General features: G+C 68.9%; 22 protein-coding genes. 8 read left to right on the plus strand and 14 right to left on the minus strand.

Annotated elements, in window-relative coordinates:
• Positions 1-40: 40 nt before the first annotated feature.
• The 3 genes from ACFY9N_RS08745 to ACFY9N_RS08755 are packed head-to-tail and all read right to left on the minus strand — an operon-like array spanning position 41 to position 4,206.
• Positions 41-1,675 (minus strand): GMC oxidoreductase, encoded by a 1,635-nt coding sequence (locus ACFY9N_RS08745; RefSeq protein ID WP_391478088.1) that lies wholly within the window; start codon positions 1,673-1,675, stop codon positions 41-43.
• Positions 1,668-2,582, minus strand: coding sequence for a YegS/Rv2252/BmrU family lipid kinase (locus ACFY9N_RS08750; protein WP_391478089.1), 915 nt, complete (start codon positions 2,580-2,582; stop codon positions 1,668-1,670). Before ACFY9N_RS08750 ends, ACFY9N_RS08745 begins: the two co-directional genes overlap by 8 nt.
• Position 2,583: 1 nt before the next feature.
• On the minus strand, positions 2,584-4,206 hold the full coding sequence (locus ACFY9N_RS08755) for an FAD-binding oxidoreductase (protein ID WP_391478090.1): 1,623 nt from the start codon (positions 4,204-4,206) through the stop codon (positions 2,584-2,586).
• A gap of 20 nt (positions 4,207-4,226) precedes the next feature.
• Here ACFY9N_RS08755 and ACFY9N_RS08760 point away from each other — a divergent pair, with 20 nt between their 5' ends.
• The 3 genes from ACFY9N_RS08760 to ACFY9N_RS08770 all read left to right on the plus strand — a co-directional run bounded on the left by ACFY9N_RS08760 (position 4,227) and on the right by ACFY9N_RS08770 (position 7,092).
• Positions 4,227-4,814: a TetR/AcrR family transcriptional regulator gene (locus ACFY9N_RS08760; RefSeq protein ID WP_391478092.1), complete on the plus strand. Its 588-nt coding sequence runs from the start codon at positions 4,227-4,229 to the stop codon at positions 4,812-4,814.
• Entirely contained in the window at positions 4,811-6,259 is a 1,449-nt protein-coding gene (locus ACFY9N_RS08765; protein ID WP_391478093.1) for a glycerol-3-phosphate dehydrogenase/oxidase, read from the plus strand. The genes ACFY9N_RS08760 and ACFY9N_RS08765 overlap by 4 nt, the downstream gene beginning before the upstream one ends.
• Before the next feature lie 137 nt (positions 6,260-6,396).
• Positions 6,397-7,092: an SPFH domain-containing protein gene (locus tag ACFY9N_RS08770; RefSeq protein WP_391478094.1), complete on the plus strand. Its 696-nt coding sequence runs from the start codon at positions 6,397-6,399 to the stop codon at positions 7,090-7,092.
• Positions 7,093-7,117: 25 nt separating this feature from the next.
• On the opposite strand, the gene dxs is transcribed toward ACFY9N_RS08770, so the two are convergent.
• The 5 genes from dxs to dut all read right to left on the minus strand — a co-directional run bounded on the left by dxs (position 7,118) and on the right by dut (position 13,982).
• Positions 7,118-9,058: a 1-deoxy-D-xylulose-5-phosphate synthase gene (dxs, locus tag ACFY9N_RS08775; RefSeq protein WP_391478096.1), complete on the minus strand. Its 1,941-nt coding sequence runs from the start codon at positions 9,056-9,058 to the stop codon at positions 7,118-7,120.
• 156 nt (positions 9,059-9,214) lie between these two features.
• A complete protein-coding gene (locus ACFY9N_RS08780; RefSeq protein WP_391478097.1) occupies positions 9,215-12,052 on the minus strand; it encodes an aconitate hydratase in 2,838 nt (945 codons plus the stop codon).
• A 154-nt stretch (positions 12,053-12,206) separates the two neighbouring features.
• Entirely contained in the window at positions 12,207-12,953 is a 747-nt protein-coding gene (locus tag ACFY9N_RS08785) for a DUF3159 domain-containing protein (protein WP_391478098.1), read from the minus strand.
• Complete coding sequence (locus tag ACFY9N_RS08790) at positions 12,950-13,537, minus strand: DUF3710 domain-containing protein (protein ID WP_391478099.1); 588 nt, start codon at positions 13,535-13,537, stop codon at positions 12,950-12,952. The genes ACFY9N_RS08785 and ACFY9N_RS08790 overlap by 4 nt, the downstream gene beginning before the upstream one ends.
• Positions 13,530-13,982 carry a dUTP diphosphatase gene (gene dut, locus ACFY9N_RS08795; RefSeq protein WP_391478100.1) on the minus strand — a complete coding sequence of 151 codons (453 nt, stop codon included), beginning with the start codon at positions 13,980-13,982 and terminating at the stop codon, positions 13,530-13,532. Before dut ends, ACFY9N_RS08790 begins: the two co-directional genes overlap by 8 nt.
• A 12-nt stretch (positions 13,983-13,994) precedes the next feature.
• On the opposite strand from dut, the gene ACFY9N_RS08800 reads away from it, so the two are divergent.
• Positions 13,995-14,459, plus strand: a complete 465-nt coding sequence (locus ACFY9N_RS08800; protein ID WP_391478101.1) for a DUF3093 domain-containing protein — start codon at positions 13,995-13,997, stop codon at positions 14,457-14,459.
• An 87-nt stretch (positions 14,460-14,546) separates the two neighbouring features.
• Here the strand turns inward: ACFY9N_RS08800 and ACFY9N_RS08805 are convergent, their stop codons facing one another.
• Positions 14,547-14,840, minus strand: coding sequence for a DUF4193 domain-containing protein (locus ACFY9N_RS08805; protein ID WP_247622371.1), 294 nt, complete (start codon positions 14,838-14,840; stop codon positions 14,547-14,549).
• 198 nt (positions 14,841-15,038) lie between these two features.
• On the opposite strand from ACFY9N_RS08805, the gene sepH reads away from it, so the two are divergent.
• The gene (gene sepH / locus ACFY9N_RS08810) at positions 15,039-16,124 is read left to right on the plus strand and encodes a septation protein SepH (protein ID WP_391478102.1); all 1,086 of its coding nucleotides are present in this window, start codon (positions 15,039-15,041) and stop codon (positions 16,122-16,124) included.
• An 11-nt stretch (positions 16,125-16,135) separates the two neighbouring features.
• Here sepH and ACFY9N_RS08815 read toward each other — a convergent pair whose 3' ends face one another.
• A complete protein-coding gene (locus ACFY9N_RS08815) occupies positions 16,136-17,257 on the minus strand; it encodes an alkaline phosphatase family protein (protein ID WP_391478103.1) in 1,122 nt (373 codons plus the stop codon).
• Positions 17,258-17,301: 44 nt separating this feature from the next.
• Here ACFY9N_RS08815 and ACFY9N_RS08820 point away from each other — a divergent pair, with 44 nt between their 5' ends.
• Positions 17,302-19,743, plus strand: a complete 2,442-nt coding sequence (locus ACFY9N_RS08820) for a DNA topoisomerase (ATP-hydrolyzing) subunit A (protein ID WP_391478104.1) — start codon at positions 17,302-17,304, stop codon at positions 19,741-19,743.
• Between the two features lie 12 nt (positions 19,744-19,755).
• Here the strand turns inward: ACFY9N_RS08820 and ACFY9N_RS08825 are convergent, their stop codons facing one another.
• Positions 19,756-20,574: an alpha/beta fold hydrolase gene (locus ACFY9N_RS08825; RefSeq protein ID WP_391478105.1), complete on the minus strand. Its 819-nt coding sequence runs from the start codon at positions 20,572-20,574 to the stop codon at positions 19,756-19,758.
• A 19-nt stretch (positions 20,575-20,593) separates the two neighbouring features.
• Positions 20,594-22,672, minus strand: coding sequence for a type IIA DNA topoisomerase subunit B (locus ACFY9N_RS08830; RefSeq protein WP_391478107.1), 2,079 nt, complete (start codon positions 22,670-22,672; stop codon positions 20,594-20,596).
• A 179-nt stretch (positions 22,673-22,851) separates the two neighbouring features.
• On the opposite strand from ACFY9N_RS08830, the gene ACFY9N_RS08835 reads away from it, so the two are divergent.
• Positions 22,852-23,070: a hypothetical protein gene (locus tag ACFY9N_RS08835; protein ID WP_247622365.1), complete on the plus strand. Its 219-nt coding sequence runs from the start codon at positions 22,852-22,854 to the stop codon at positions 23,068-23,070.
• 73 nt (positions 23,071-23,143) lie between these two features.
• Here the strand turns inward: ACFY9N_RS08835 and ACFY9N_RS08840 are convergent, their stop codons facing one another.
• Positions 23,144-24,184 (minus strand): alanine racemase, encoded by a 1,041-nt coding sequence (locus tag ACFY9N_RS08840; RefSeq protein ID WP_391478108.1) that lies wholly within the window; start codon positions 24,182-24,184, stop codon positions 23,144-23,146.
• Positions 24,181-24,885, minus strand: coding sequence for an alanine racemase C-terminal domain-containing protein (locus tag ACFY9N_RS08845; protein ID WP_391478110.1), 705 nt, complete (start codon positions 24,883-24,885; stop codon positions 24,181-24,183). The genes ACFY9N_RS08840 and ACFY9N_RS08845 overlap by 4 nt, the downstream gene beginning before the upstream one ends.
• Positions 24,886-24,968: 83 nt before the next feature.
• Here ACFY9N_RS08845 and ACFY9N_RS08850 point away from each other — a divergent pair, with 83 nt between their 5' ends.
• Positions 24,969-25,985: a sugar-transfer associated ATP-grasp domain-containing protein gene (locus ACFY9N_RS08850; RefSeq protein ID WP_391478111.1), complete on the plus strand. Its 1,017-nt coding sequence runs from the start codon at positions 24,969-24,971 to the stop codon at positions 25,983-25,985.
• Positions 25,986-26,010 lie beyond the last annotated feature (25 nt).

The following is a 26,010-nucleotide window of genomic DNA, read 5'->3' on the forward strand; positions in this document are numbered from 1 at the left end:
GGTTTCGCACGGCCCCTCCATCGTTCCCGGCATCCGTCTCTCAGGTTCCGAGAAGCCGCTCCTGACCGGGACGACCGTCCTCGGTGCCTGCCTCGGGCCAGTACGAGAGAGCGCGCTCTGCGAGAGCGGTGATCGTGAGCGAAGGGTTCACGCCGGGGTTCGCGGGCATCGCCGAACCGTCGACGACGTGCAACCCGGGATGACCCCACACGCGGTGGTAGCGATCGATCACGCCCGTGCGCGGGGAGTCGGAGATCACCGCTCCCCCGAGGAAGTGGGCGGTCAGCGGAACTCCGAACACCTCGGGCCATGATCCGCGCGCCGCCGCGGACACGCCGCCGTCGCTCTGCATCCGCGCCGCGATCGCCTCGGCGGCACGATGCGCCTGTGGGAGGTGAGACGGGTTCGGCGCACCGTGCCCCTGCGCGCTGGTCAGCGTCAGCCGCCCCCACCTGCGCCGGAGCGACAGCGTGAGCGAGTTGTCCGCGGTCTGCATGACGAGCGCGATGATGCCGCGCTCGCTCCACCGGCGCAACGACGAGAGACGCGCCATCCGCAGCGGCGCGCGAATCACCTGCCCGACGAGGCCGGCGAGGCGGCCGACGAGACCGCGATCGCCCGGTACGAGAGCCGTCGCGAGCGCGCCCATGAGGTTCGACCCGGGTCCGTAGCGCACGTTCTCGACGTGCGTGCGGTCGTCGATGTGGAACGAGGTCGTGATCGCGACCCCCCGTGCGAGCTCCAGCGATGCGGGAACGGAGACCGCGACCGAGCCGTCCAGAGCCTCGGAGTTCGTGCGCGTCAACCTCCCGATCGTCTCGGAGACGCGCGGCAGGGCCCCCGAACGCCGCATGCGGTGCAACAGCTGCTGCGTTCCCCACGTGCCGGCGGCCAGCACGACGTCGCGCGCGGTGACCGTACGGGTGCGCCTGCCCCATCCGCTGCCTCGGGTCGTGACGGCGAATCCTCCGCCCGTGAGCGCCCGCACATCGACGACCGTTCGCATCGCTTCGATGATGGCACCGCGCCGCTCGGCCAGCGGCAGGTAGTTCTTCATGAGCGTGTTCTTGGCGCCGACACGGCATCCGACCATGCAGTTCCCGCAGAGGGTGCATCCGGTGCGCTCGGGCCCTTCGCCACCGAAGTACGGATCGGGCACCCGCTCCCCCGGCTTCCCGAACCACACACCCACCGGCGCGTGCCGGAACGTCGCACCGACACCGAGATCTTCCGCCGCTCCCGCCATGATCTTCTCGACCGGACCGGTGTGCGGATATCGCTCGACGACACCGAGCATGCGCTTCGCCGTCGCGTAGTGCGGCGCGAGTTCCTGCTCCCAGTCCGCGATCCCTCGCCACTGATCGTCGCCGAAGAACGCAGGGCCGGGCTGGTACAGCGTGTTGGCGTAGTTCAAGGAGCCGCCGCCGACACCGGCGCCCGCGAGGATCATCACGTGCGGAAGCCGGTGAATCCGCTGGATGCCGAAGCATCCCAGCTGAGGCGCCCAGAGATAGCGCCGCACGTTCCAGTTGGTCTTCGCGAAGTCGTCGTCCTCGAAGCGTCTCCCGGCCTCGTAGACGCGCACGCGGTATCCCTTCTCCGCTGCGCGAAGCGCTGCAACCGCACCGCCGAACCCCGAGCCGACGACCACCACGTCCTCGTCGAACTCAGTCACGCGGGCGCGCCTTCGTCGCCGGTACCAGGATCGAGAGTGCCCGCGTCCGCACACCGATGGTGCATTCGTCGGTCGCGATCCGCTCCCCGTCGGCGTACACCACCAGACCCGGTGCCGACACCGTCACCGTTCGTGCCCGTCGATGCGTGACCTCAGGGCGGGAGAGATGGCGACCGTGGAGCAACAGCGGGAAGAGGCGCAGCAACCGCACGCGACCGATCGGCGCCACGTGCACGACATCCAGCTGCCCGTCGTCGGGCGCCGCCGTCGGACAGATCGGCATCCCCCCGCCGTAGCTCGACGTGTTGCCGACAGCGACGAGCGTTCCTACCGTAGCCGCGGGCGTCCGCTCATCGACGCCGACCGTGAAGCGCATCGGGTGCAGGCGCACCACCTCGATCAGGACGGCCAGGTAGTAGCGGAGCGCCCCGCGCGGCCAACGCAACCGATTCGTGCGATCACTCACCTTCGCGTCGAAACCGAGCGCCGCCACCGTCAGGAACGGGGTGGTGCGACCGGCGCTGCTGACCTCCCCCACGTCGACGTGGCGCACGACACCATCGAGGGCGAGATCGGCCGCATCCGCAGCATTCCTCCGGGCGAGCCCCAGAGCGCGGGCGAGGTCGTTGCCGGTCCCGGCCGGGACCAGCGCGATCGGCACCGAGGAATCCCGCAGCGCGGGAAGGATCCCGGCGAGCGTGCCGTCGCCCCCGACGACGAGCAGCGCGCGCGGTGCGGCGCTCAGGGCCCGCGCCGCGAGCTCAGCGGTCTCTGCTGCGGATGTCCCGGCGAACTCGTGCACCTCGCACCCACGGTCGCGCAGACGGGCGACCGCGACGGCCGCATCCGAGCGTGCGCGCCCCTTGCCGGCGAACGGGTTGGACAGAACGGCGATGTGCGTGCCCATGTCAGACCTCCGGCGAATGCCCGAGCAGAGCCCCGGGATTGAGGATGCCGCGGGGATCGAGCTCGCGTTTGACCGCCCGCAGGATGCGCAGACCGGTGTCACCGACCTCATCGATGAGCCAGGGCGCGTGGTCCCGACCGACGCCATGGTGGTGGCTGATCGTTCCGCCCGATCCGACGATCGCGTCGTTCACCGACGCCTTCACGCGTTCCCAGACGGCGAGCTGATCACCCTGGATGCCGGCGAGAACCGTGAAGTAGAGCGACGCCCCGGTCGGATACACGTGCGAGACATGGCACATCACGTACGACCGCGCGTCGGCATCCTCGAACCCCGTCTTCAGCGCCGTTTCGATCGCCTTCTTCGACGCCGAGAGGTTCGACCACGTCGTCGCCGTCTCGAGCGTCTCGCAGAAGACCCCGGCGTCGAGCAGCGCGTCGCGCAGGTACGGGCCGTCGAAGCGTCCGCGGAGCCATTCCGCGGCGTCTTCCTCGCCCGCGGACTGTCCACCGGCAGCCCGCAGGATCTCGGCTGTGCGCTCGCGCCGCCCGGCGGCATCGCCGCCTTCGAAGACCGTCACCGCGCCTGCCCCCCGCGCGAGGAGTCGCCCGATCCGGCCGACCTGAGCCAGGCTCACGGCCGTCTCCGCTTCGTCCGACAGACGGATCACGGTCGGTCCGGGTCCGTGCTGCGCCACCCGGCGCAGAGCATCGGCACCCGTGACGAAGTCCGGGAACGTCCATGCCTCGAAGATCCGCCCGCGCGGCACGGGATGCGTCCGCACACGCACCTCCGTGATCACGCCGAGCGTTCCCTCGGACCCGAGGAAGAGCCGGGCCAGATCCGGCCCCGCGGCCGACCCGGGAGCACGCCCGAGATCGAGGTCGCCCGTCGGCGTCGCCACCCGGATGCCGGTGACCATGCCGTCGAATCGACCGTTCCCCGCCGAGTTCTGCCCGGACGATCGCGCCGCGGCGAAGCCGCCGATCGTCGCGTAGCGGAAGCTCTGCGGATAGTGGCCGAGCTCGTGTCCCCGCGCCGCCAGGAGGTTCTCGGCCACGGGTCCCGTCGTCCCCGCGCCGAGCAGCGCCTCCCCCGCGACCTCGTCGAACCGCAGCAGCCCGGATAGACGCCGGGTGTCGAGGCTGATCACCGCGCGGTGCGCACCCCGTTCCGGATGGAGCGCACCGACGACGCTCGTGCCGCCTCCGAACGGGATCACCGCGATGCGCCGTTCCGACGCCACGTCGAGCACGGCGCGCACCTCGTCATGCGTGGCCGGGTGGACGACGGCATCCGGTGCTTCCTGCGCCCGCTGGCGGGCACGCAGCAGATCCGGGGTGGATCGTCCTCGCGCGTGGCGGATCCGTCCCTCGTCCGTCGTGTCGATGCCCGCTGTCCCGACCGCGCCGACCAGCGCAGCCAGATCCTCGTCCGTCAGCGCCGAGGCCGCAAGGGTCACGTCTTCGATGTCCACCGCCGGTTCGGGGCGGCGAAGTCGACCGAGGAGCAGCGGGAGCAGGGCGCGGACGGCGCGAGACAGCGGAGCGGCCCGGTGCGGATCACCCCAGCCGTTCCAGCGCATCGGGAGATCGTCGTCGACCTCGCCGGAATTCGAGTTCATGCGTTACAGTGTGACAGATCATGGAAGAACGTCAACCAGCGGCACCGACCTGGGATGCGACCCAGGCCCGTGTCCTCGATGCCGCCGACGAACTCCTCATCCGACGCGGAGTGCACGGCGTCACCATCGCCGAACTCTCCCGCCGTTCCGGACTCAGCCGCCCGACCCTCTACCGGCACTGGAGCGACGCCGACGACGTGGTCCGCTCCGCGCTCCTGCGCCGGGTGACCGTCATCCTCGCGTCGTTCCCGGAGCCGGCGGCTCACCGCAGCGATCTCGTCGCCGACGTGCTCAGATTCTCCGGCCTCTTCTACGCCGACCCCGTGTATGCGCACCTGCTCGCTGACGAACCCGAGGCTTTCACCCGCTACACACTGCAACGCGTCGGTTCGAGCCAGCGGTTGATCCTGGAATGGCTCGGCGCGTCGATCGCCGCCGCCCAGCGCGGCGGGTCCGTCCGCGGCGGCGATCCACGCGCGATCGCCGTCATGACCCTGTTGATCGCTCAGTCGGCGGTACTCTCCCAGGGCACCGTCGCCGAACTCATCGACGATGCGACCTGGGAGAGCGAACTCCGCGCCGCCCTCGACGGGCATCTCCGGTCATGAGCACCGCATCCGCCGCCCTCAACGTCGCGAGGCGGCGTGCCGAACTCCTCCGGGCGGCGGAGGACGTCACCGACCTCCTCGTCGTCGGCGGCGGGATCACCGGCGTCGGCGCCGCACTCGACGCCGCGGCGCGGGGCCTCAGCGTGACTCTCATCGAGGCGGAGGACCTCGCGTTCGGCACCAGCCGCTTCAGCTCGAAGCTCGTCCACGGCGGCCTCCGCTATCTCGCGACAGGGGATGTCGCGACCGCGCGAGAGAGCGCCGAGGAACGGCATCTCCTGATGACCGCGATCGCTCCGCACCTGATCCGTCCGCTGCCCCAGTTGCTTCCCTTCGCGTCCGGAATCACCGTGCGCCAGCGCGCGGCGGGGGCCGTCGGAATGACGATGGGAGATGCCCTCCGACTGCGCGCACGAACACCGCGAAGGGTGCTGCCGCCGCCGCGATTCGTCGGTCGCCGTCGAGCGCTGGCGCTCGCGCCCGGGCTGGCCCCGCACGGACTGCGCGGAGGGATGATCTCCTTCGACGGCCAACTCGAAGACGATGCTCGACTGGTCACGACGGTCGCCCGCACCGCCGCAGCGCAGGGAGCGCTGATCCTCACGCGGGTGCGCGCGGTCTCCCTGCATGCGGAGGGCGCTCGGGCCCTCGACGTCCTCACCGGTGAATCGCTCGACATCCGAGCGCGCGCCGTCGTGAACGCGACCGGGGTGTGGGCAGGGACGCTCGACGGGAACCTCACCCTCCGGCCCAGTCGCGGCACCCACATCGTGCTCGATGCGGCGGATCTCGGGCATCCGGGCGCCGCGCTCACGATTCCTCACCCCGGCTCGATCAGCCGCTACGTCTTCGCGCTCCCGCAACCGCACGGTCGGGTGATCGTCGGACTCACCGATGAGGACGCGCCCGGTGCGATTCCCCGCGTGGCGATGCCGACCGAGGAGGAGATCGACTTCCTGCTCTCCCTCCTCAACGGCGTGCTGCGCGTCCCCGTGCACCGCGCGAGCGTGCGCGGTGCCTTCGCGGGACTGCGCCCGCTCGTGGACACGGGTGCGGACTCCACCGCCGACATCTCCCGACGTCACCTCGTGCAGCTTTCGGATGCCGGATTCGTGAACGTTCTCGGCGGAAAGCTGACCACGTACCGACGCATGGCGGAAGACGCCGTCGATCTCGCCGTACGCGCGCGAGGGCTCTCGGCACCGCCGAGCCGTACCGCCACGCTCCGCCTCGTCGATCGCGATGTGCCGCTCGGGGAGCCGCTCCTGAGCGGGCCGGGGATCACGCGCGCCGACGTCGAGTACGCGGTGCTCCACGAAGGCGCGCTGACGACCGATGACGTGCTGGATCGACGCACCCGGGTCGGTCTCGTCGACGGCGATCGTTCGCGCGCCCACGACCTCGTCGCAGCGATCGTCTCCGAGTCCCTCGACCGCCTGGGTTAGTCACCCGCAGGCGCCGAATCCGCCCCGTATTCATCGAGCGGCGGCGGGGCGAACGAGCACGGAACAGCGTGTGAACAGCGCGTCCAGGTGCCCGTTCACGACGCTCTCGCCCCGGCGGAGAAGGCACAGTGGTGTGCATGGACATGCTCCTCTCGATGCTGGGCGGCAAGGGACTCTCGGGTCTGCTGAAGACGGGGACCGCGATCCTCACGATCCTGCTGGTCGTTCCGGCGCTCCTGAAGATCTTCATCGTGACCGTGGACGAGGGCTGGGCGGCGATCCGCACCCGCAACGGCAAGCCCATCATCCGCAACCGTCCGCAGCGACGTCCCACCGGTCGCGGCGGTGCCGTCGGCGAAGTGGTCGTGCTCCACCCGGGCTCGCACGGCGCGTTCCCGTTGTTCTACTGGTACAAACTCATCGACGTGAGGTGCCGGGCGACCGACCTCCCCGCGCGCGAGATGACGGGGGCGCAGGGGCACCAGCATCGCGTCCACGCGTCGTTCGAGTGGAGACCGATCCCCACGGGACGAGATCTTCGGGTCTTCGAGCTCGATGTCGTGAACGTCAAGGAGCGTGCGTCGAATATCGTCGGCGCCGCCCTCCGCGATGTGATCCGCGGCTTCGACGGGGCAGAACTCCCGCACAACGACGAGATCAACACCCGCGTCATCGCCGCGAGTGCCGAAGAGGTGCGCCGGGCCTGCGGGGTCGAGCTCGTGCGCGTCATGGTCACCGGCGACGCGCTCACCGACGGCTACCTGCTGTCGACGGCGCTCCGCGACACCGATCGCGATGCGCGGGCGGTGGCCGCCCTGCACGCACTCAACTGACCGAGCAGCCGTCGACTCTGGCGGGTCAGCGCTGCTCGTGCAGCGGGAGGTCGATCGTGCCGGTCTCGCCCGCGCTCCGAGCCACGGGGATTCTCGTGCCGAGCACCTGGGCGACGACATCCTGCGCGATCTTCGACGCGGTCAGGCCGGCGTCGGCGAGAATCTGCTCTCGCGAGGCGTGATCGAGGAACTCGTCGGGGAGGCCGAGCTCGTCGACGGCCGTATCGATGCCCGCTTCGCGCAGCACCTGACGCACCCGCGTGCCGATTCCTCCGACGCGGATGCCGTCCTCCAGCGTGATGACGAGACGGTGACGTGAGGCGAGAGCCACCACCGACGGCTGCACCGGGATCGCCCAGCGCGGATCGATGACCGTCGCTCCGATCCCCTGCGCGCGCAACCGATCCGCGACATCCATGGCCATCGCCGCGAACGGACCGATGGCGACGATCAGTACGTCTTCGCTCTCGCCCCGCGCCAGGACGTCGACCCCGTCGTGAAGACGGTCCAGGGCAGGGAGTTCGGCCGCGACCTCTCCCTTCGGGAACCGGATGACCGTCGGTGCGTCATCGACCTCGACGGCTTCCTCCAGCGCTTCCGTGAGTCGGATGCCGTCGCGCGGAGCCGCGATACGGATGTGCGGCACGATCTGCAGCATCGCGAGATCCCACATGCCGTGATGGCTCGGCCCGTCGGGACCGGTGACGCCGGCACGGTCGAGCACGAACGTGACGCCGGCGCGGTGCAGCGCGACGTCCATGAGCACCTGGTCGAAGGCGCGCCCCATGAAGGTCGCATACACCGCGACCACGGGGTGGAGACCGCCGTACGCGAGTCCTGCGGCTGAAGCGACGGCGTGCTGCTCGGCGATACCGACGTCGTAGACCCGATCCGGGAAGCGCTCGGCGAAGGGGGCGAGGCCCGTGGGGCGGAGCATCGCGGCCGTGATGCCGATCACGTCGTCGCGGCGGCACCCGATGTCGACGAGCGCGTCGGAGAAGACATCCGTCCATCCGCGGCCGCCCGACGAGAGGGTCTCCCCCGTCGCGGGGTCGATCTTGCCGACGGCGTGGAACTGGTCGGCGTCGTCGTCGCGCGCCGGCTGATAGCCGCGTCCCTTCTCGGTGATCGCGTGCACGATGACCGGAGCACCGTAGGACTTCGCGAGCTCGAGGGTCTCGAGCAGCGCCGGGAGGTCGTGGCCATCGACCGGGCCCAGGTACTTGATGTCGAGGTTCGAGTAGAGCGCCTCGTTGTTCGTGAAGCGCGAGAGGAACCCGTGCGTTCCTCCTCGCACGCCGCGGAACACCGCGCGCCCCACCGGGCCGAAGGCCCGGAAGAGCCGATCGGACTTGTGGTGGAGGTCCTTGTACGCGGCGGCGGTACGCACACGGTTGAGGAAGCGCGACATCCCGCCGATGGTCGGAGCGTAGGAGCGGCCGTTGTCGTTGACGACGATCACGAGGTTGCGGTCGTTGTCGTCGGAGATGTTGTTGAGCGCCTCCCACGTCATGCCGCCCGTGAGCGATCCGTCACCGACGACCGCGACCACATGGCGGTCCGCTCGACCGGTGGCCGTCAGCGCCCGGGACACCCCGTCCGCCCAGCTCAACGAGCTGGACGCGTGGGAGGACTCGACGACATCGTGGGGGCTCTCTCCGCGCTGCGGGTATCCGGCGAGACCACCACGCACGCGCAGACCCGAGAAGTCCTGACGCCCGGTGAGGAGTTTGTGCACGTAGGACTGGTGGCCGGTGTCGAAGATGAAGGGGTCGTCCGGCGACGAGAACGTGCGGTGCAGGGCGATCGTCAGTTCGACGACGCCGAGGTTCGGGCCGAGATGCCCGCCCGTGCGGGAGACGTTCTCGACGAGGAAGTCGCGGATCTCCTGTGCGAGATCGGTCAGTTGCTCGGCGCTCAGACCGTCGAGGTCCCTGGGTCCTGAGATGCTCGGAAGAATGGGCATCGGCACCTCCTCACCTACTGTGTCGTCGGCGCCGGACTCGGTGCCCGGGGCCTCATCGATGGTACCGCCAACCCCGGGGAATCCCCCGGGAGGCGCACCCCCTGGCATGACGAAGGGGACCCGGCTACGATGCACCGGATCCCCTTCTCGGAATGCTCAGACGAGCGAACGCAGAACGTACTGCAGGATGCCGCCGTTGCGGTAGTAATCCGCCTCACCGGGGGTGTCGATGCGCACGACCGCGTCGAACTCGACGGCCTGCTTGCCCTCGGGCGAGTGCTCGCTCGGGGTGGCCGTGACACGCACCGTCTTGGGGGTGACGCCGTTGTTGAGCTTTTCCAGCCCCGCGATCGAGACGATCTCGGTGCCGTCGAGGCCCAGCGACTCCCAGCTCTCCCCAGCGGGGAACTGCAGCGGGACGACGCCCATACCGATCAGGTTCGAGCGGTGGATGCGCTCGAAGCTCTCGGTGATGACGGCCTTGACGCCCAGCAGGCTGGTGCCCTTCGCCGCCCAGTCGCGCGACGAACCGGAACCGTACTCCTTACCGCCGAAGATGACGAGGGGCGTTCCCTGCTCCTGGTAGTTCATGCTCGCGTCGTAGATGTACGACTGCGGGCCGCCCGGAAGGGTGAAGTCGCGGGTGAAGCCGCCCTCGACGATGGCGCCGTCGTTGACGGCCGAGACCATGAGGTTCTTCAGACGGATGTTCGCGAACGTTCCGCGGATCATCACCTCGTGGTTGCCGCGACGCGAACCGAAGGAGTTGAAGTCCTTCCGGTCGACACCGTGCTCGGTGAGGTACTGCGCGGCCGGCGTCCCCGGCTTGATGTTTCCGGCGGGCGAGATGTGGTCGGTGGTGACCGAATCGCCGAGGGTCGCCATGACACGAGCACCCTGGATGTCCTTCACCGGGGTGAGCTCCATCGTCATGCCATCGAAATACGGCGCCTTGCGCACGTAGGTAGAGTCCTCGTCCCACTGGAAGATCGCGTCATCCGGCGTGGGCAGGCTGCGCCAGCGCTCGTCACCGTCGAACACGGTGGCGTACTGCTTGATGAACTGCTCGCGCGAGATCGACGAGTCGACGATCTCCTGCACCTCGTCGGGCGAGGGCCAGATGTCCCTCAGGTAGACGTCGCTGCCGTCGCTGCCCTTGCCGAGCGAGTCGTTCTCGAAGTCGAAGTGCATCGAGCCGGCCAGCGCGTAGGCGATCACGAGCGGCGGGCTCGCGAGGTAGTTCATCTTCACGTCGGGGCTGATACGGCCTTCGAAGTTGCGGTTGCCCGAGAGCACCGCGGTGACGGCCAGATCGTGCGAGTTGATCGCCTCGGAGACCTCTTCGATCAGTGGACCGGAGTTTCCGATGCAGATCGTGCAGCCGTAGCCGACGGTGTAGAACCCGAGACCCTCGAGGTCCTTGTCGAGACCGGACTTCTCGTAGTAGTCGGTGACGACCTTCGACCCCGGGCCGAGCGTGGTCTTGACCCACGGCTTCTGCTTGAGGCCCTTCTCGAGCGCCTTGCGAGCGACGAGACCGGCGGCGATCATGACCGACGGGTTCGACGTGTTGGTGCACGAGGTGATCGCCGCAAGCGTGACGGCGCCGTTGTCGAGGATGTACTTCTCGCCGTCGGGCGTCGTGACAGGCACGGGCTTGGAGGCGTTCGCCGGAGCTCCGCTGTTGATGTGCACCGGACGGGTGGTGCGCGGCTCCTCCTCGCCGGGGACGGCGCCCGGGTCGGATGCCGGGAAGGAGTGCTTCGACTCGAGATCGACGACGTCGTCCGAGGTCGACGCGGTGGCGTAGTTCAGGATGTCCTGCTCGAACTGCGACTTCGCCTCGGAGAGGAGAATGCGGTCCTGCGGGCGCTTCGGGCCGGCGATCGAGGGAACGACGGTACCGAGATCGAGCTCGAGGTACTCGCTGAAGACGGGCTCCTGCGAGGCGTCGTGCCAGAGCTTCTGCTCCTTCGCGTACGCCTCGACCAGCGCGACCGCTTCCTCGCTGCGCCCCGTCAGGCGCAGGTAGTCGAGCGTCACGTCATCGATCGGGAACATCGCGGCCGTCGAACCGAACTCCGGCGACATGTTTCCGATCGTGGCGCGGTTGGCGAGCGGCACGGACGCCACACCCTCACCGTAGAACTCGACGAACTTGCCCACGACACCGTGCTTGCGCAGCATGTCGGTGATGGTGAGGACGACGTCGGTCGCCGTGACGCCCGCGGGGATCTCACCGGAGAGCTTGAAGCCGACGACGCGCGGGATGAGCATCGACACGGGCTGGCCGAGCATCGCGGCCTCCGCCTCGATACCGCCGACGCCCCAGCCGAGCACGCCGAGACCGTTGACCATCGTGGTGTGCGAGTCGGTGCCGACGCAGGTGTCGGGGTAGGCCTGGAGCACTCCGCCGTTGGTGCGGTCGTAGATGACCTTGGCGAGGTGCTCGATGTTGACCTGGTGCACGATGCCGGTGCCCGGGGGGACGACCTTGAAGTCCTGGAATGCCGTCTGGCCCCAGCGGAGGAACTGGTAACGCTCGCCGTTGCGCTCGTACTCGATCTCGACGTTGCGCTCGAGGGCGTTGTCGGAACCGAACAGGTCGGCGATGACCGAGTGGTCGATGACCATCTCTGCCGGCGAGAGCGGGTTGATCTTGTTCGCATCGCCGCCGAGCGCCGTCACGGCCTCGCGCATCGTGGCGAGGTCGACGATGCAGGGCACACCGGTGAAGTCCTGCATCACGACGCGCGCCGGCGTGAACTGGATCTCGGTGTTCGGCTCGGCCGCGGCATCCCACGATCCGAGCGCCTCGATCTGCGCCTTCGTGACGTTCGCGCCGTCCTCGGTGCGAAGGAGGTTCTCCAGCAGCACCTTGAGGCTGAAGGGGAGCTTGTCGAAACCGGGCACCGTGTCGATGCGGAAGATCTCGTAGTCGGTGCTGCCGACCGTCAGGGTGCTCTTGGCACCGAAGCTGTTCACCGTGGACACGATTCCGTCTCCTTCTGATCTGATGGAAGCGACAGGCGATTCCATCTTGCTCGCCTGGGAGGGGCCGGGGCTAGCAAGGCGTACCTAACCAGTCTGCGCCTTCGACCCTTCAGGCAGAAGCCCTGCAATTTATCTTGATGTCAAGATAAATCTATCACGCCTCGGAGGTCGTCTCCGCCGCCGACGCGCCCCGCTTGTCCTGCGGGTACAGGGCACGGACGACGAGCCAGGTGACGGCGACCATGGGAGCGAAAAGCGGGAGTCCCATGATGAGCTTGAGAGTGCCGAGCGCTGTGACCTCGCCCGCGAGATACAACGGGAGCTGCACGGCGAGGCGCGCGAAGAACAGAGCCGCCCACGCCACACCGAGCCAGAGGAACGCGCGACGCTTGCGCCGGTCCTGGCGCCAGGCCATCCCCTCTCCCATGAGGAAGCCCGCGGCGATTCCGATGAGCGACCAGCCGATCAACGCGGTCACCAGAAGCACCGTCCCGTAGGCGGCGTTCGTGATCAGTCCGGGCACGAAGTTGTCCTGCCCGCGTCCGGTGATCAGCGCCAGCGCAGCGGCCGCCCCCGCAGCCACGAGTCCGCCGATCGCGGCGGACGGCGGCGACTTCTGCAGCAGGCGGACGATCGTGAACACCGCGGCGAGACCGACGGAGACGCCGAGTGCCAGGATCAGCGGCTCGGGCTTGATCGTGAAGAGGATCACGAAGGCGAGGCTCGGCAGGACCGACTCGAGGATCCCCCTCCATCCGCCGATCGCGGACCAGACCACCGTGTGGGTGTTCGCGCCCTCGGCCGGGTCGACCCCGGCGCGACGCGCGGCGCCGCTGAGGGCCGCGCCCAGGATCTCCGAGGCCGACTGCTCGCGGTCGCCCTGCGGGCTGTCGCCGCTCACGCCGATCCCGGCGTGGCCGGCATCTTCAGCGGGATGAGGTCGCGGGGAGGCATCGGCGATCCACCGCGCACGACGACGATCGAACGGAAGAGGTCCTCGACCTTCGCGGCAGCGTCGGGATCGGATGCCGCAGCACCGCCGATCACGCCCCGGAGGAACCACCGCGGGCCGTCGATGCCGATGAATCGTGCGAGACGGAGCCCTGCGCCCTCGTTGGCGGCGGCGGGGACCTCGGCGAGCAGCTCCTTGCCGAGGGAGCCCTCTCGCTCCTCGACCCGGCCGCCCTGCGCCTTCACCTGATCGCGGAGCTGCACCCGGGTCTCGTCCCACAGGCCGCCGGAGCGCGGAGCCGCGAACGGCTGCACCTGCAACGAGGAGTCCGCATAGTCGAGACCGACCGCGACGATCCGCTTCGACTGCTCCTCGACCTCGAGGCGGAGGTTCAGACCCTCACGCGGGAGGATCTTGATGCCGCCGAGGTCGATGTAGGGGCGAACCGGGTTCGCCTCGGAGTCGTCGAACGGTCCGTCCACGGCGCGGTTCAGCGGTGCGGACTCCTGAGGAGTGGGGGTGTTGTCAGTCATTGCTCTTCCCTGCCTGGTATCCGGTGGATCCGAATCCGCCCTCGCCGCGAACGCTCTCGGGCAGTTCGTCGACCGGGTGGAAGACGGCACGCGTCACCGGCATGATGATCAGCTGCGCGATGCGATCGCCGACCGCCACATCGTACGCGCTCCGGGTGTCGGTGTTGATCAGGCTCACCTTGATCTCGCCGCGGTACCCCGCGTCGACGGTCCCCGGCGAGTTCACGATGGAGATGCCGTGCTTCGCCGCGAGACCGCTGCGAGGCACGACGAATGCGGCGTATCCGTCCGGAAGCGCGATGCGCACTCCGGTGGCGACCAGGGCGCGCTCCCCCGGCTCGAGGCGCACGGCCTCCGCCGCCGTCAGGTCCGCTCCGGCGTCGCCGGGATGCGCGTAGACCGGCGGCTGAGCGGCGATAATGGGGATATCAACGGAATCGGTCACCCCATGAGGCTAATGCAGAACCCCACCACCGACGCACGATCGCGCTATCGCGAACGACTCTCGCCGAGCCTGTGGCTCCTGGTCACGGTCGCCCTCGCGGGCCCCATGGTGGCCCTCATCTTCGTCCCGGTCGGTGCGACCGTCGCTCTCGTCGCCGGCGCCGCCGTCTCCGCGATCCTCGTCGCGCTCTTCATCCTCATCACGCCGATCGTGTCGGTCGAGGACGGCGTGCTCCGCGCCGCACGTGCGCACATCGACGTCGCCCATCTCGGCGATCCGCTCGCGCTGACCGGCACCGAGGCGAAGGATGCCCGTGGAACAGGTCTTCCCGCACGCGGATGGCACCTCATCCGCGGCGGAATCGACGGCGTGGTCGTGGTCCCGAACGACGACCCCGCCGACCCGGTCAGCGCGTGGACGATCTCGACCCGTACTCCCGACCGTCTCGCCGCCGCCATCCGCAGCGCTCAGCGCTGATCGCGTCGCGCCGTCGGGCAACCCTCGAAGACGACAACGCGCCCCTGACCTCGAGGGTCGGGGCGCGTGATTCGTCGCGCTGTGCCGTCAGGCCGCGCATTCCTTGCAGATCGGGCCGGCGGCCTCTTCATGGTCGAGCTGCGAGCGGTGCTTCACGAGGAAACAGCTCATGCACGTGAACTCGTCCTGCTGCGCGGGTAGCACGACGACGTCCAACTCCAGGTCCGAGAGGTCGGCTCCCGGGAGGTCGAAGCTGGACGGGTTGTCGGCGTCCTCGTCTCCGGTCGATCCGGAGAGCTTGTCGGGAACGCGCTCCTTCAGGGCTTCGATCGACTCGGAGTCGTCTTCGCTCTTACGGGGGGCGTCGTAGTCGGTTGCCATGCGGTTAGATCTCCACATTCATGGTGCGAGTGGTGGTGCGCCGTCGGGTATTCGGCGGCCATAGTTTGCATGACCGGAAGGCATTTAGCAAATGCCACTGCGATCGACAGAGCAAACTCGCGGCGCGCCCAGGGTATTCCCGCCCGGCGGCGTTCTCGCGTGACACCATGAACGCACACCCATCAGAGGGGCATTCGCATGGAAAACGTCACCATCGTCGGCACCGAGGCAGGAGTCCTCGTGCTCGCGACCGAGTCCGGCGAGCGTTTCGCGCTGGCCATCGACGACGTGCTGCAGCGCGAGCTGCGCAGGGCGACCCGGCAGACCGAACCGACCGCGCAGAAGCTCGCCGCGAGCCCGCGCGACATCCAGGCCCAGATCCGCGCCGGCCTCACGGCATCCGAAGTGTCCGCGCTGCTCGGAATCAGCGTCGATGACGTCGTGCGCTTCGAGGCGCCTGTCCTCGCCGAGCGCGAGCACGTGATCGGACAGGCCCTCGCCGTCCCCGTCCTGATCGGCAGCGAAGTCGAACCCGATGCGCAGCCCACGTTCGGCACGGCCATCCGCGCCAAGCTCTCCGACGTCGCCGCGACCGCCGAACGCTGGGCGAGCTGGAAAGAGGAGTCCGGCTGGATCATCAAGCTCGAGTTCACGGCGAACGACGTCGAGCACGACGCGCGCTGGAGCTTCGACCCGCGCCGGAGCGCCCTGTCGCCCCTGAACGCCAATGCCACCCAGCTGTCCCGTCAGGGCTCACTCCCCGACGGACTCATTCCGCGCCTGCGTGCCGTGGAGTCCGACCGCACGACCTCGCCGTACAAGGACGACAGTCGGTTCGACTCCGGAGCCTTCGGCCCGCGCCTCGTGCCGGCACCCGAGGCATCCGTCGAGGAACCGTCCACGCCCGAACGATCGAACGCAGCGGCGCAGGCTGCGGCGATCAACCGCGCGCCGGAGACCCCGAGCACGAACCCCGAGACGGCGGATCTGCTGGAAGCCCTCCGACGCCGGCGAGGTCAGCGCGAAGCCTCGCCGATCATCGACGATGCGCCGGTCGCGGAGCCGACCCCGTCGGCGGACACGACCGATGACGAGCCGGATCGCAACCTGATCGCCCTCTTCGAGGACGCCTTCGAGCCGGAGCCGGCGGAGCAGCCCCGCGCAGAGACCCCCGCGCCCTCTCGGGAATCCTCTGAGTCGAACGAGTCCTCCTCCCGGAAGCGCCGCCGGAACGCAATGCCCTCCTGGGACGAGATCGTTTTCGGAGCACGCACCGACGAGTGATGCCCGCGGGCTCAGCGCGCGAACGCACCGAGCCCGACCAGCGGCACCTGCCGCTCCTCCGGAGTGAGGCCACCGTGCTGTCCCACCATCCCGCGTCCGCGTTGATCGGCCGCAGTCCCGTCGTAGACCGCACCGTTGCCGCGCGGGATCACGAGCAGGTCACCGACGCGCGCCGCCGCGGCATCCGCGATCCGGGGTCCGAACAGACCGGCCGCGATCGCCTCGTCGCGTGAAGCGATATCGGCGAGGCCCTCGAGGTCGGACCGCCACCGGGCGATGACGGCTTCGGCGTCGGCCGGGCGTTCGAGATAGGCATGGATCATGCGGGGTTCTCCCCCGACGTGTCGGATGCCGTCGAGGTGGGACTCGTCGAGAACGATCTGCCGCCGTTCCGGAACGTCGATCATGCCGTGATCGGACGTGACCAGCACGCCGATGCCCGACGGCACACGGACCGCGAGCGCGGCATCGACATCCTCGAGTGCCGCCAGCCACTCCGCCGAAGCCATCCCGTGCTTGTGTCCGGCCTTGTCGACCTCGGGCAGATAACAGTAGACGAGAGAACCCGGGTTCTGTTCGGCGAGGGTGTAGGCCGACAGCACACGGTCGGCCGCGCTCGCCTCCGCGGAGAACACAGCCCCGCGCAGCGTCGCACGGGTGAACCCGCTCTGCGCGTAGGCGGCGAGACCGACGGCGAAAGCTCCGTGGCCGTTCGCCGCCGCACGCTCGAAGACCGTCGGCACCATCTGCCAGGTGGCGGGGTCCAGCCCCTCGCTCTCCCAGCCCGTGAGCTGGTTGACGAGGATGCCTCGGTCCGGGTCGACGACGCGATAGCCCATCAGGCCATGCTCTCCCGGCCACGCACCGGTCAGGATGCTCGTCAGGGCGGAGGCCGTGGTCGACGGGAAGACGGAGGTCGCGACGTCGCGCTTGCTCATCTGCGCCGTCAGGGCCCGGGCATGTCCCGCGTGCGCGCGAAGACCGATGGCGCCGAGTCCGTCGATCACGACCAGCACCACCGATGTCGCACGGGGAAGACGCCCGGCATCACCGCGCAGTGCGGCGAACACGTCGTCCGCCACCCCGACGACGCTCCGGGCTGACGGGGACTCGGACGGTAGCATGAGGGACATCCGAGCCAGTCTGACACAGGCTCCCGCACGCCCTCAGGAACCCCATGCCGAAAACGCCGCCGCCCGAGCCCGTCGAGGAGCGCATCCAGGACATCGATCTCTCCAGTGAGATGCAGGGGTCCTTCCTCGAGTACGCGTACTCCGTGATCTACTCGCGCGCCCTCCCCGACGCTCGTGACGGCCTCAAGCCGGTGCAGCGCCGCATCCTCTACCAGATGGCCGAGATGGGGCTGCGCCCCGACCGCGGACACGTCAAGAGCGCCCGCGTCGTCGGCGAGGTGATGGGAAAGCTGCACCCGCACGGCGACTCCGCGATCTACGACGCGCTCGTGCGCCTCGCCCAGGACTTCGCCCTCCGCGTGCCGCTCGTCGACGGCCACGGCAACTTCGGCTCGCTCGACGACGGCCCCGCCGCCGCTCGTTACACGGAGGCGCGCCTCGCCGCGTCGGCCCTCGCGCTCACCGAGAACCTCGACGAGGACGTCGTCGACTTCATCCCCAACTACGACGGTCAGTTCCAGCAGCCCGCCGTACTGCCCGCTGCCTTCCCCAATCTCCTGGTCAACGGCGCGAGCGGCATCGCCGTCGGTATGGCGACCAACATGGCGCCGCACAACCTCATCGAGGTCGTGGCCGCCGCGACGCATCTGCTCGAGAACCCCGATGCCACGACCGAAGAACTCATGGAGTACGTGCCCGGACCGGACTTCCCGTCCGGTGGCGTCCTCATGGGTCTCGACGGCGTGAAGGATGCGTACACGACCGGACGCGGCGCGCTCAAGGTGCGCGGCAAGGTCTCGATCGAACCCCTCGGCCCTCGACGCACCGGAATCATCGTGTCGGAGCTGCCGTACATGGTCGGTCCCGAGCGGCTGATCGAGAAGATCCGCGATGCCGTCCAGGCGAAGAAGCTCCAGGGCATCAGCGACGTCACCGACCTCACGGACCGCAACCACGGGCTGCGCGTCGCGATCGGCATCAAGACCGGCTTCGACCCGAACGCCGTGCTCGAGCAGCTCTATCGCCTCACGCCGCTCGAGGACTCGTTCAACATCAACAACGTCGCGCTCGTCGACGGCCAGCCGCGCACGCTCGGGCTGAAAGAGATGCTGAGCGTCTATGTCGGCCACCGTCTCGAAGTCATCACGCGTCGAAGCCGCTACCGCCTCGCCCGTCGCGAGGAGCGGTTGCACCTCGTCGAGGGTCTCCTCATCGCGATCCTCGACATCGACGAGGTCATCCAGGTCATCCGTTCGTCCGACGACTCCGAGCAGGCTCGCACCAAGCTGCGCGACGTGTTCGACCTGAGCGAGCTCCAGGCCGAGTACATCCTCGAGCTGCGCCTGCGGCGACTCACCAAGTTCTCGCGCATCGAACTCGAGGCCGAGCGCGATGCGCTTCTCGCCGACATCGCCGCTCTGCGAGAGCTCCTCGGCAGCGACGCACTGCTGCGCCGCGCCGTCGCCACCGAACTCGACGCCGCCGCCGACGCCTACGGAACCCCCCGCCGCACGCTGCTGATGAACGCCGCGCCGCCGAAGCCCCGCGCGAGCAAGGGGGCCGTCGATCTTCAGATCGCGGACGCCCCGACCGTTCTCGTGCTGTCGACGACCGGACGCGCGGTCCGCGTCGACCTGGTCGACGGTCAGGAGCTCACGGTTCCCGCCCGTCGCAGCAAGCACGATGCGATCCTGGCCACGGTCGAGACGACGGTGCGCGCGGAGATCGGTGCGCTCACGAGCACGGGTCGCGTGATCCGCTTCTCCCCCGTCGACCTCCCCTCGGTCCCGTCGAGCTCGGTGCAACTCGCCGCCGGGACGCCGTTGCGCGACTACCTGGGCATCACGACTCGCGGAGAGAGAATCCTCGGATTCGTACGCTTCGACAGCGACACCCCGATCGCGCTCGGCACCGCGCAGGGAACGGTCAAGCGCATCGTTCCCACCGCGATCCCCGTGCGCCCGGACGTCGAGGTCATCGGGATGAAGCCCGGCGACTCGGTCGTGGGCGCCGCGGACGCACCGGACGAGTCCGAGGTGGTTTTCGTCACCTCCGACGCTCAGCTGCTGCGCTTCTCGGCCTCCGCCGTGCGTCCGCAGGGCGCGCCCGCGGGCGGCATGGCCGGCGTGAAGCTCGGAGCGGGAGCATCCGTGCTGTTCTTCGGCGTCGTCGGCGCGGGGTCGGACGCCGTCGTGGCCACCGTCTCCGGCTCGGACAGCGCCCTTCCCGGGACGGATGCCGGCCGCGCGAAGGTGTCGTCGTTCACGGAGTACCCGGCGAAGGGCCGCGCCACGGGCGGTGTGCGTGCGCATGCCTTCCTGAAGGGCGAGGACCGGCTGACGGTCGCCTGGGTCGGTGCGAGTCCCGCGCAGGCGGTCGACCCGACCGGAGCGGTACGGAAGTTGCCGGAGGCCGGCGCGCGACGCGACGCGTCGGGTCAGCCGACGGACGGCGTCATCGGCAGCATCGGACGCACGCTCGTCTGATCTTCGTCGCGCTCACCGCATCGCGGCGTCGAAGCGCTCCTCGGCCAGGATGTCGAGCAGCGCGGCAGAGGTCTCGTCCGGCGCATCCCATGTGACGATGTGCCCGGCGTCGGGAACGATGCGTTCGTCGATGCCCTCGGCCTCCGCCCACCGAGGCATCGCCGACGCGATGTTGCCGGTGCGGTCCTCCGCTCCGCGGACCAGCCCGAGCGGCACCGTCGAGCGATAGCGCTGGTCGGGAGTGATCAGGGATGCCGTCGCCCGCCAGACGTCGAGGAAGGCCCGCTTCGGCATCCGAGCGAACATCTTCTCGGTGCGGGCGACTGCGGATGGCGACACGGCCGATGCTCTCGCCATGATCGCCGGAAGACGACGGGACGGCACCGACGCGAGCGCGGGTGCGGCGAGACGGAGGGCGAGACGTTCGCCACGGGAGAGCTGTCCCGTGTTCCAGCTCGCATCGAGCACGACGATCCCGCTCACCTGCGCGGGAAGGGCGGCCGCGAACGCCTGGGCGAGATTGCCTCCGAGCGAGTGACCGATGAGAACGGCCCGCGGAACTCCGCACTCCGCGAGCAGCGCTTCGATGTCGCCGAGAGCCGCGTCCGTCGAGAACCGCACCCCCTCGTCGAGCGGTGATGACCCGTGGCCGCGCAGATCGCACAGCAGCACTCGGAACCCCGCGTCGGTCAGGGCTGTCGCCTGAGCGTCGAACATGGTGTGATCCATTCCGGCTCCGTGCAGAAGCAGCAACGGATGCCCGGCTCCCCCGCTGTCGGCGAAGGAGAGCACGGCACCGGGGCGGACCAGACGACGGTCGAGAGCAGTCATGCCCCGACCCTACGACGACTCAGGCGTCGATCGACTCCCGCGACAGGCGGTCAGACGAGTCGATGATGAACTCGCGGCGCGGAGCGACCTCGTTGCCCATCAGCAGCTCGAACACGCGGCCGGCGGCCTCGGCATCCTCCATGCGCACGCGGCGGAGCAGGCGGCCCGAACGATCCATCGTGGTGTTCGCCAACTGCTCGGCATCCATCTCACCGAGACCCTTGTAACGCTGGATCGGTTCCTGCCAGCGCTTCCCGGCCTTGCGAAGCTTGGCCAACAGCGCGTGCATCTCCTGCTCGCTGTAGGTGTAGATCGTCTCGTTCGGCTTGGAACCCGGGTTTATCACGACCACACGATGCAGCGGCGGCACCGCCGCGAACACGCGACCGTGCTCGATGAGCGGCCGCATGTAGCGGAAGAAGAGAGTGAGCAGCAGCGTACGGATGTGCGCACCGTCGACATCGGCGTCGCTCATCAGGATCACCTTGCCGTAGCGCGCCGCATCGATGTCGAAGCTGCGCCCCGAACCGGCGCCGATCACCTGGATGATCGATGCGCACTCCGTGTTCGACAGCATGTCGCCGATCGACGCCTTCTGCACGTTGAGGATCTTGCCACGGATGGGCAGGAGCGCCTGGAACTCGCTGTTGCGCGCGTTCTTCGCCGTCCCCAGCGCCGAGTCGCCCTCGACGATGAAGAGCTCGCTGCGCTCGACCTCATTGGTCCGGCAATCGACGAGCTTGGTCGGCAGCGTCGACGACTCGAGCGCGTTCTTCCGCCGCTGTGTCTCCTTGTGGGCGCGCGCCGAGACGCGCGCCTTCATCTCGGCGACGATCTTGTCGAGCAACTGCGTCGCCTGGCTCTTGTCGTCGCGCTTCGTGGAACTGAAACGCGCGGCCAGATCCTTGCGGAGGACCTGTGCCACGATCTGGCGCACCGCCGGCGTGCCGAGCACCTCCTTGGTCTGCCCCTCGAACTGCGGCTCCGGCACGTTGACGGTGAGCACCGCGGTGAGACCGGCGAGCACGTCGTCCTTCTCGAGCTTGTCGTTGCCGACCTTGAGTCGACGGGCGTTCTGCTCGACCTGCGTGCGCAGCACCTTGAGCAGTTCCTGATCGAAGCCCTGCTGATGGGTTCCGCCCTTGGGGGTGGCGATGATGTTGACGAACGACCGCGTCGTCGTCTCGTACCCCGTGCCCCAGCGCATCGCGATGTCGACCTGGCAGACGCGCTCCACCTCGGTCGCGACCATGTGGCCGTCGGCCTGCAGAACCGGGACCGTCTCCTTGAAGGTGCCTTCACCCTGCACGCGCCAGGTGTCGGTGACGGGCGGGTCGCCGGCGAGATAGTCGACGAACTCCGAGATGCCGCCCTCGTAGTGGTAGCTCGTCTCGACCTTCTCCTCGGCACGCTCGTCGCGCACCACGATCTCGAGACCCGGCACGAGGAAGGCCGTCTGACGGGCGCGCGTCTCGAGGTCGCCGAGCTGGAAGGCCGCGTCCTTCGTGAAGATCTGGCGGTCGGCCCAGTAGCGGATACGCGTACCGGTGACGCCGCGCGGAGCCTTGCCGACGACCCGCAGTTCGCTCTTCTGCTCGAACGGGGCGAAGGGCGCGTCGGGACGCTTTCCGTCCCCGTCATCGAACACCCCGGGCTCGCCGCGGTGGAACGACATCGCGTACGTCTTGCCGCCGCGATCGACCTCAACGTCGAGCCGCTCGGAGAGCGCGTTCACGACCGATGCGCCCACGCCGTGCAGACCACCGGACGCCGCATACGATCCGCCGCCGAACTTGCCACCCGCATGCAGTTTGGTGAAGACGACCTCGACGCCGGTCAGGCCCGTGCGGGGTTCGACGTCGACCGGGATGCCTCGACCGTTGTCGTGCACCTCGACGCTGCCGTCGGAGTGCAGGATCACCTCGATCTTCGCGCCGTTGCCGGCGACGGCTTCATCGACGGAGTTGTCGATGATCTCCCAGAGGCAGTGCATCAGCCCGGGCGATCCGTTCGAGCCGATGTACATACCGGGACGCTTGCGGACGGCCTCGAGGCCTTCGAGCACCTGGAGATGATGGGCGGAATACTCGGCGGTCACAATCTCCGATTCTATGTTCGAATGCGCTCCCGGCTCCGCCGACACTCCCCGGACGCGCGTACCGCACGATGCCCGCGTACGCGCTGAGCGAAACACGCCGTGATCCGGGCATGCACCCAGCCACTCCGTGGTTGTATTGAGCACGCTCCCCAGCGAACCCGAATCGAGGAGGCACCGAGATGAACGCAACGACCGAACGTGAGACCTCCGTGGTCGAGTTCCGCCTGACCGCAGCCGACCGCTGCGACTCGTGCGGCGCGCAGGCCTACATCGCAGCCGAGGTCAACGGCTCCGAGCTCCTGTTCTGCGCCCACCACGGACGCAAGTACGAAGAGAAGCTCCGCGCCATCGCGACGAGCTGGCACGACGAGACCGCGCGTCTCGTCGAAGCCGTCTGACCCCACAGCCCACGAAGGCCCTCCCGCGGTAACGCGTCGAGGGCCTTCTGCATGCCCTCGGAGGCTCGACTTCTCAGTCGACGACGACCCGCCGCACCCGCGCAGTGAGTCGGGTGAGGATCTCCTCGCCCACGGTGTCGATCCGCTCGGCGAGCGTCGTCGCGGACGACTCCCCCCACTCGCCGGCGCCGAATACGCGGACGACGTCGCCCACTGCGGCGCCCGACCACCCGGCCACCACACTCCGGGTGTGATCGATGCTGCGCAGCTCCCGTGCTCCCTGCGGAGTTCCGACCGAGACGCCCGCGAGCGTCGAGGGAATCCCGTCGAAACTTCCGATCGCGACGATCGCATCGCCGTCGACGATGTCGACCACCGAGGCGGTGAGCGTGGCGACGGGGCGGATGCCGTCGAGTTCCGGGCCGTCGGCCGAGCGGACGCCGTAGCAGAATGCGCCGATACGCGAGAGCGAGCCCCGCAGCTCCGGGCGCCACCACGAGGCCGCCGAGGCCGTGAGATGCAGGAACGACGGAGCGGGACCGGTGTCGCCGACGTGCTGCACGGCGTCGACGAACACCGCTCGAGCCTCATCGTCCTCGGCATCGCTCGCCTCGGCGATGTGGCTCCACACGCCGACGAGCTCCACCGCACCGGCGGCCTCGGCCGCACGCGCGGTGGCGACGGCATCCGCCCAGTCCTCCGGAAGGATGCCGTTGCGGTGCAGGCCGGTGTCGATCTTCAGGTGCACGCGGGCGCGCACCTCGAGCGCCGTCGCCCGAGCGATCACCCGAGCGAGGTAGTCGGCCGTGCCCACGCCCAGGTCGATGTCGTTCAGCAATGCCTCGTCGATCTCCGCATCGGTCGACGTGACCCAGGCGAAGATGCGCACTCCGCCTCCCGCGACCCGACGCACGTCGACGGCGCTGCGCACATCGAAACTCCCGATCCAGGCCACCCCTGACGCGATCGCCGTCTCGACGGCCCACGGCAATCCGTGCCCGTATGCGTCGTCCTTCACCACGAGCATGAGCGCAGACGGCGCGATGCGCTGCTGCACCGCGGCGATGTTGGCGCGCAGCACGGAGCCGTCGAGCCGGAGTTCGGGGCGCGTCATGCTTCCCACCCCCGGTCGGCGTGGATACCGGCGACGGTGACCAACTCGGGCATCGTGAGCCCGGTGACCTCGGCCCAGCGAGCCAAGCCGGGGGCGGCGGGGCCGGCACCACCGAAGTAGGTGGCCTCGGTTCCGACTGCGGCATCCGCTCCGCCGAGATCGACCACGCACACGTCCATGGCAACGCGTCCGACGATGGGACGCTCGTGCCCGTTGATCTCCACCGCTGCGCGGTTGCCGAGCGAGCGCATGATGCCCTGCGCATAACCTCCCGTGACCAGAGCCACGGTCGTGTCGGTCGCGGCCCGGAAGGTGTACCCGTAGGAGACCGCGTCACCTGCACGCAGACGCTTCGTCGAGAGCACGAGCCCGTGGAGCCGCATCACGGCACGCCCGGGCATAGTCCCGTCGTGATCGGGGAGTCCGTAGAGAAGCGCGGGATCGATATCGGCCTCACCATCGAGCGTCGCCGCGATCCCCTCGAGGGCGAGCGCTTCGCGCACGCCCGGCGAATCGACGAGGACGCGCTCGGCCCCGACGGCCGTCACGGCGTGCGCGACGGCGAGCACGCCGTGCCCCCAGGCGTCGCGTCGCAGATCGGCGACGTGCCCGCCCGCACGAAGCGCTGCGGCAGCGCCGGAGGCCAGGGCGGAGCGGGAGATCATCGCCCGCGGCCGGGCACTCGAAGTCGTCTCACGCACGCATTCCAGCCTATCGCTGTCTCTCAGGCGCCGACCGGCGCCCACCGTAGACTGGGGAGAACCCCTTTCACCTTCGGAGTCACATGTCACGTCTTTCCCTCGCGCCCCGCATCCGCTACCTGATCGGACGCGCCCGGCGCATCGATGTCGGATCGGTCGTCGAACGTGCGAAAGAAGCGTCGGCGCAGCACCACAAGGCCGTTCCCGCCATCGTCGTCGACATGCTCTGGTCGGCGGCTCGGCACAACGTCGGTTTCCAGGACTACATCGACTACGACTTCGCGATGCTGACCCGCGCGGAGCGCGAGACGTACATGACCCACCCGGTCTCCAACCAGCTGTCGCAGCGATACGACCACCCCGACTTCCGCTGGATCTTCCAGGACAAGGTCGAGTTCGACACGCACTTCTCGGAGCACCTGCACCGTGAGTGGCTGGTGGTCGAAGAGGGCAACGCCGACGCGGTGCGTGAGCTCACCCAGCGCCTCGGAACCATCGTCACCAAAGAGCCGGTCGGGCAGGCCGGGACCGGTGTGCACCGCTACCACGCCGCCGACATCGAGGACTGGGACGAGTTCCACCGCGGTCTCCTCAATCGCGGTGAGCTACTGATCGAAGAGGTCATCCGGCAGCACGACGCACTCGCCGCGGTGTGCCCCGGCACCGTCAACACGACCCGCATCACGGCGTTCTTCGACGGCGAGAGGGCGCACATCCTCGCGATGGCGCAGAAGTTCGGACGCGGGGCGGTCAGCGATCAGATGACGTTCGGCGGCTTCTACACGATGCTCGACGAGAACGGCCACGCCGTGGGCGCCGGGTACGACTCGCACGGCCACGTGCACGAGACGCACCCCGACTCGGGCTTCCGCATCGCCGATTTCCAGCTGCCGCACATGGATAAGGTGCGCGCGTTCATCGACCAGGTCGCACGAGTCGTGCCGCAGGTGCAGTACGTGGGTTGGGACATCGTCGTCTCCCCCGACGGTCCCGTTCTCGTCGAGGGCAACTGGGGTGCCGGCGTCTACGAGAACAAGCCCAGCGTGACGGGCATCCGCACCGGGCACAAGCCGCGCTACCGCGAGGTCATCGGCTTCTGAGCCGCAGACGAAAGGGCCCCGGATG

Origin of the sequence: Microbacterium sp. NPDC008134 (assembly GCF_042957055.1) — a bacterium.
Lineage (GTDB): Bacteria > Actinomycetota > Actinomycetes > Actinomycetales > Microbacteriaceae > Microbacterium.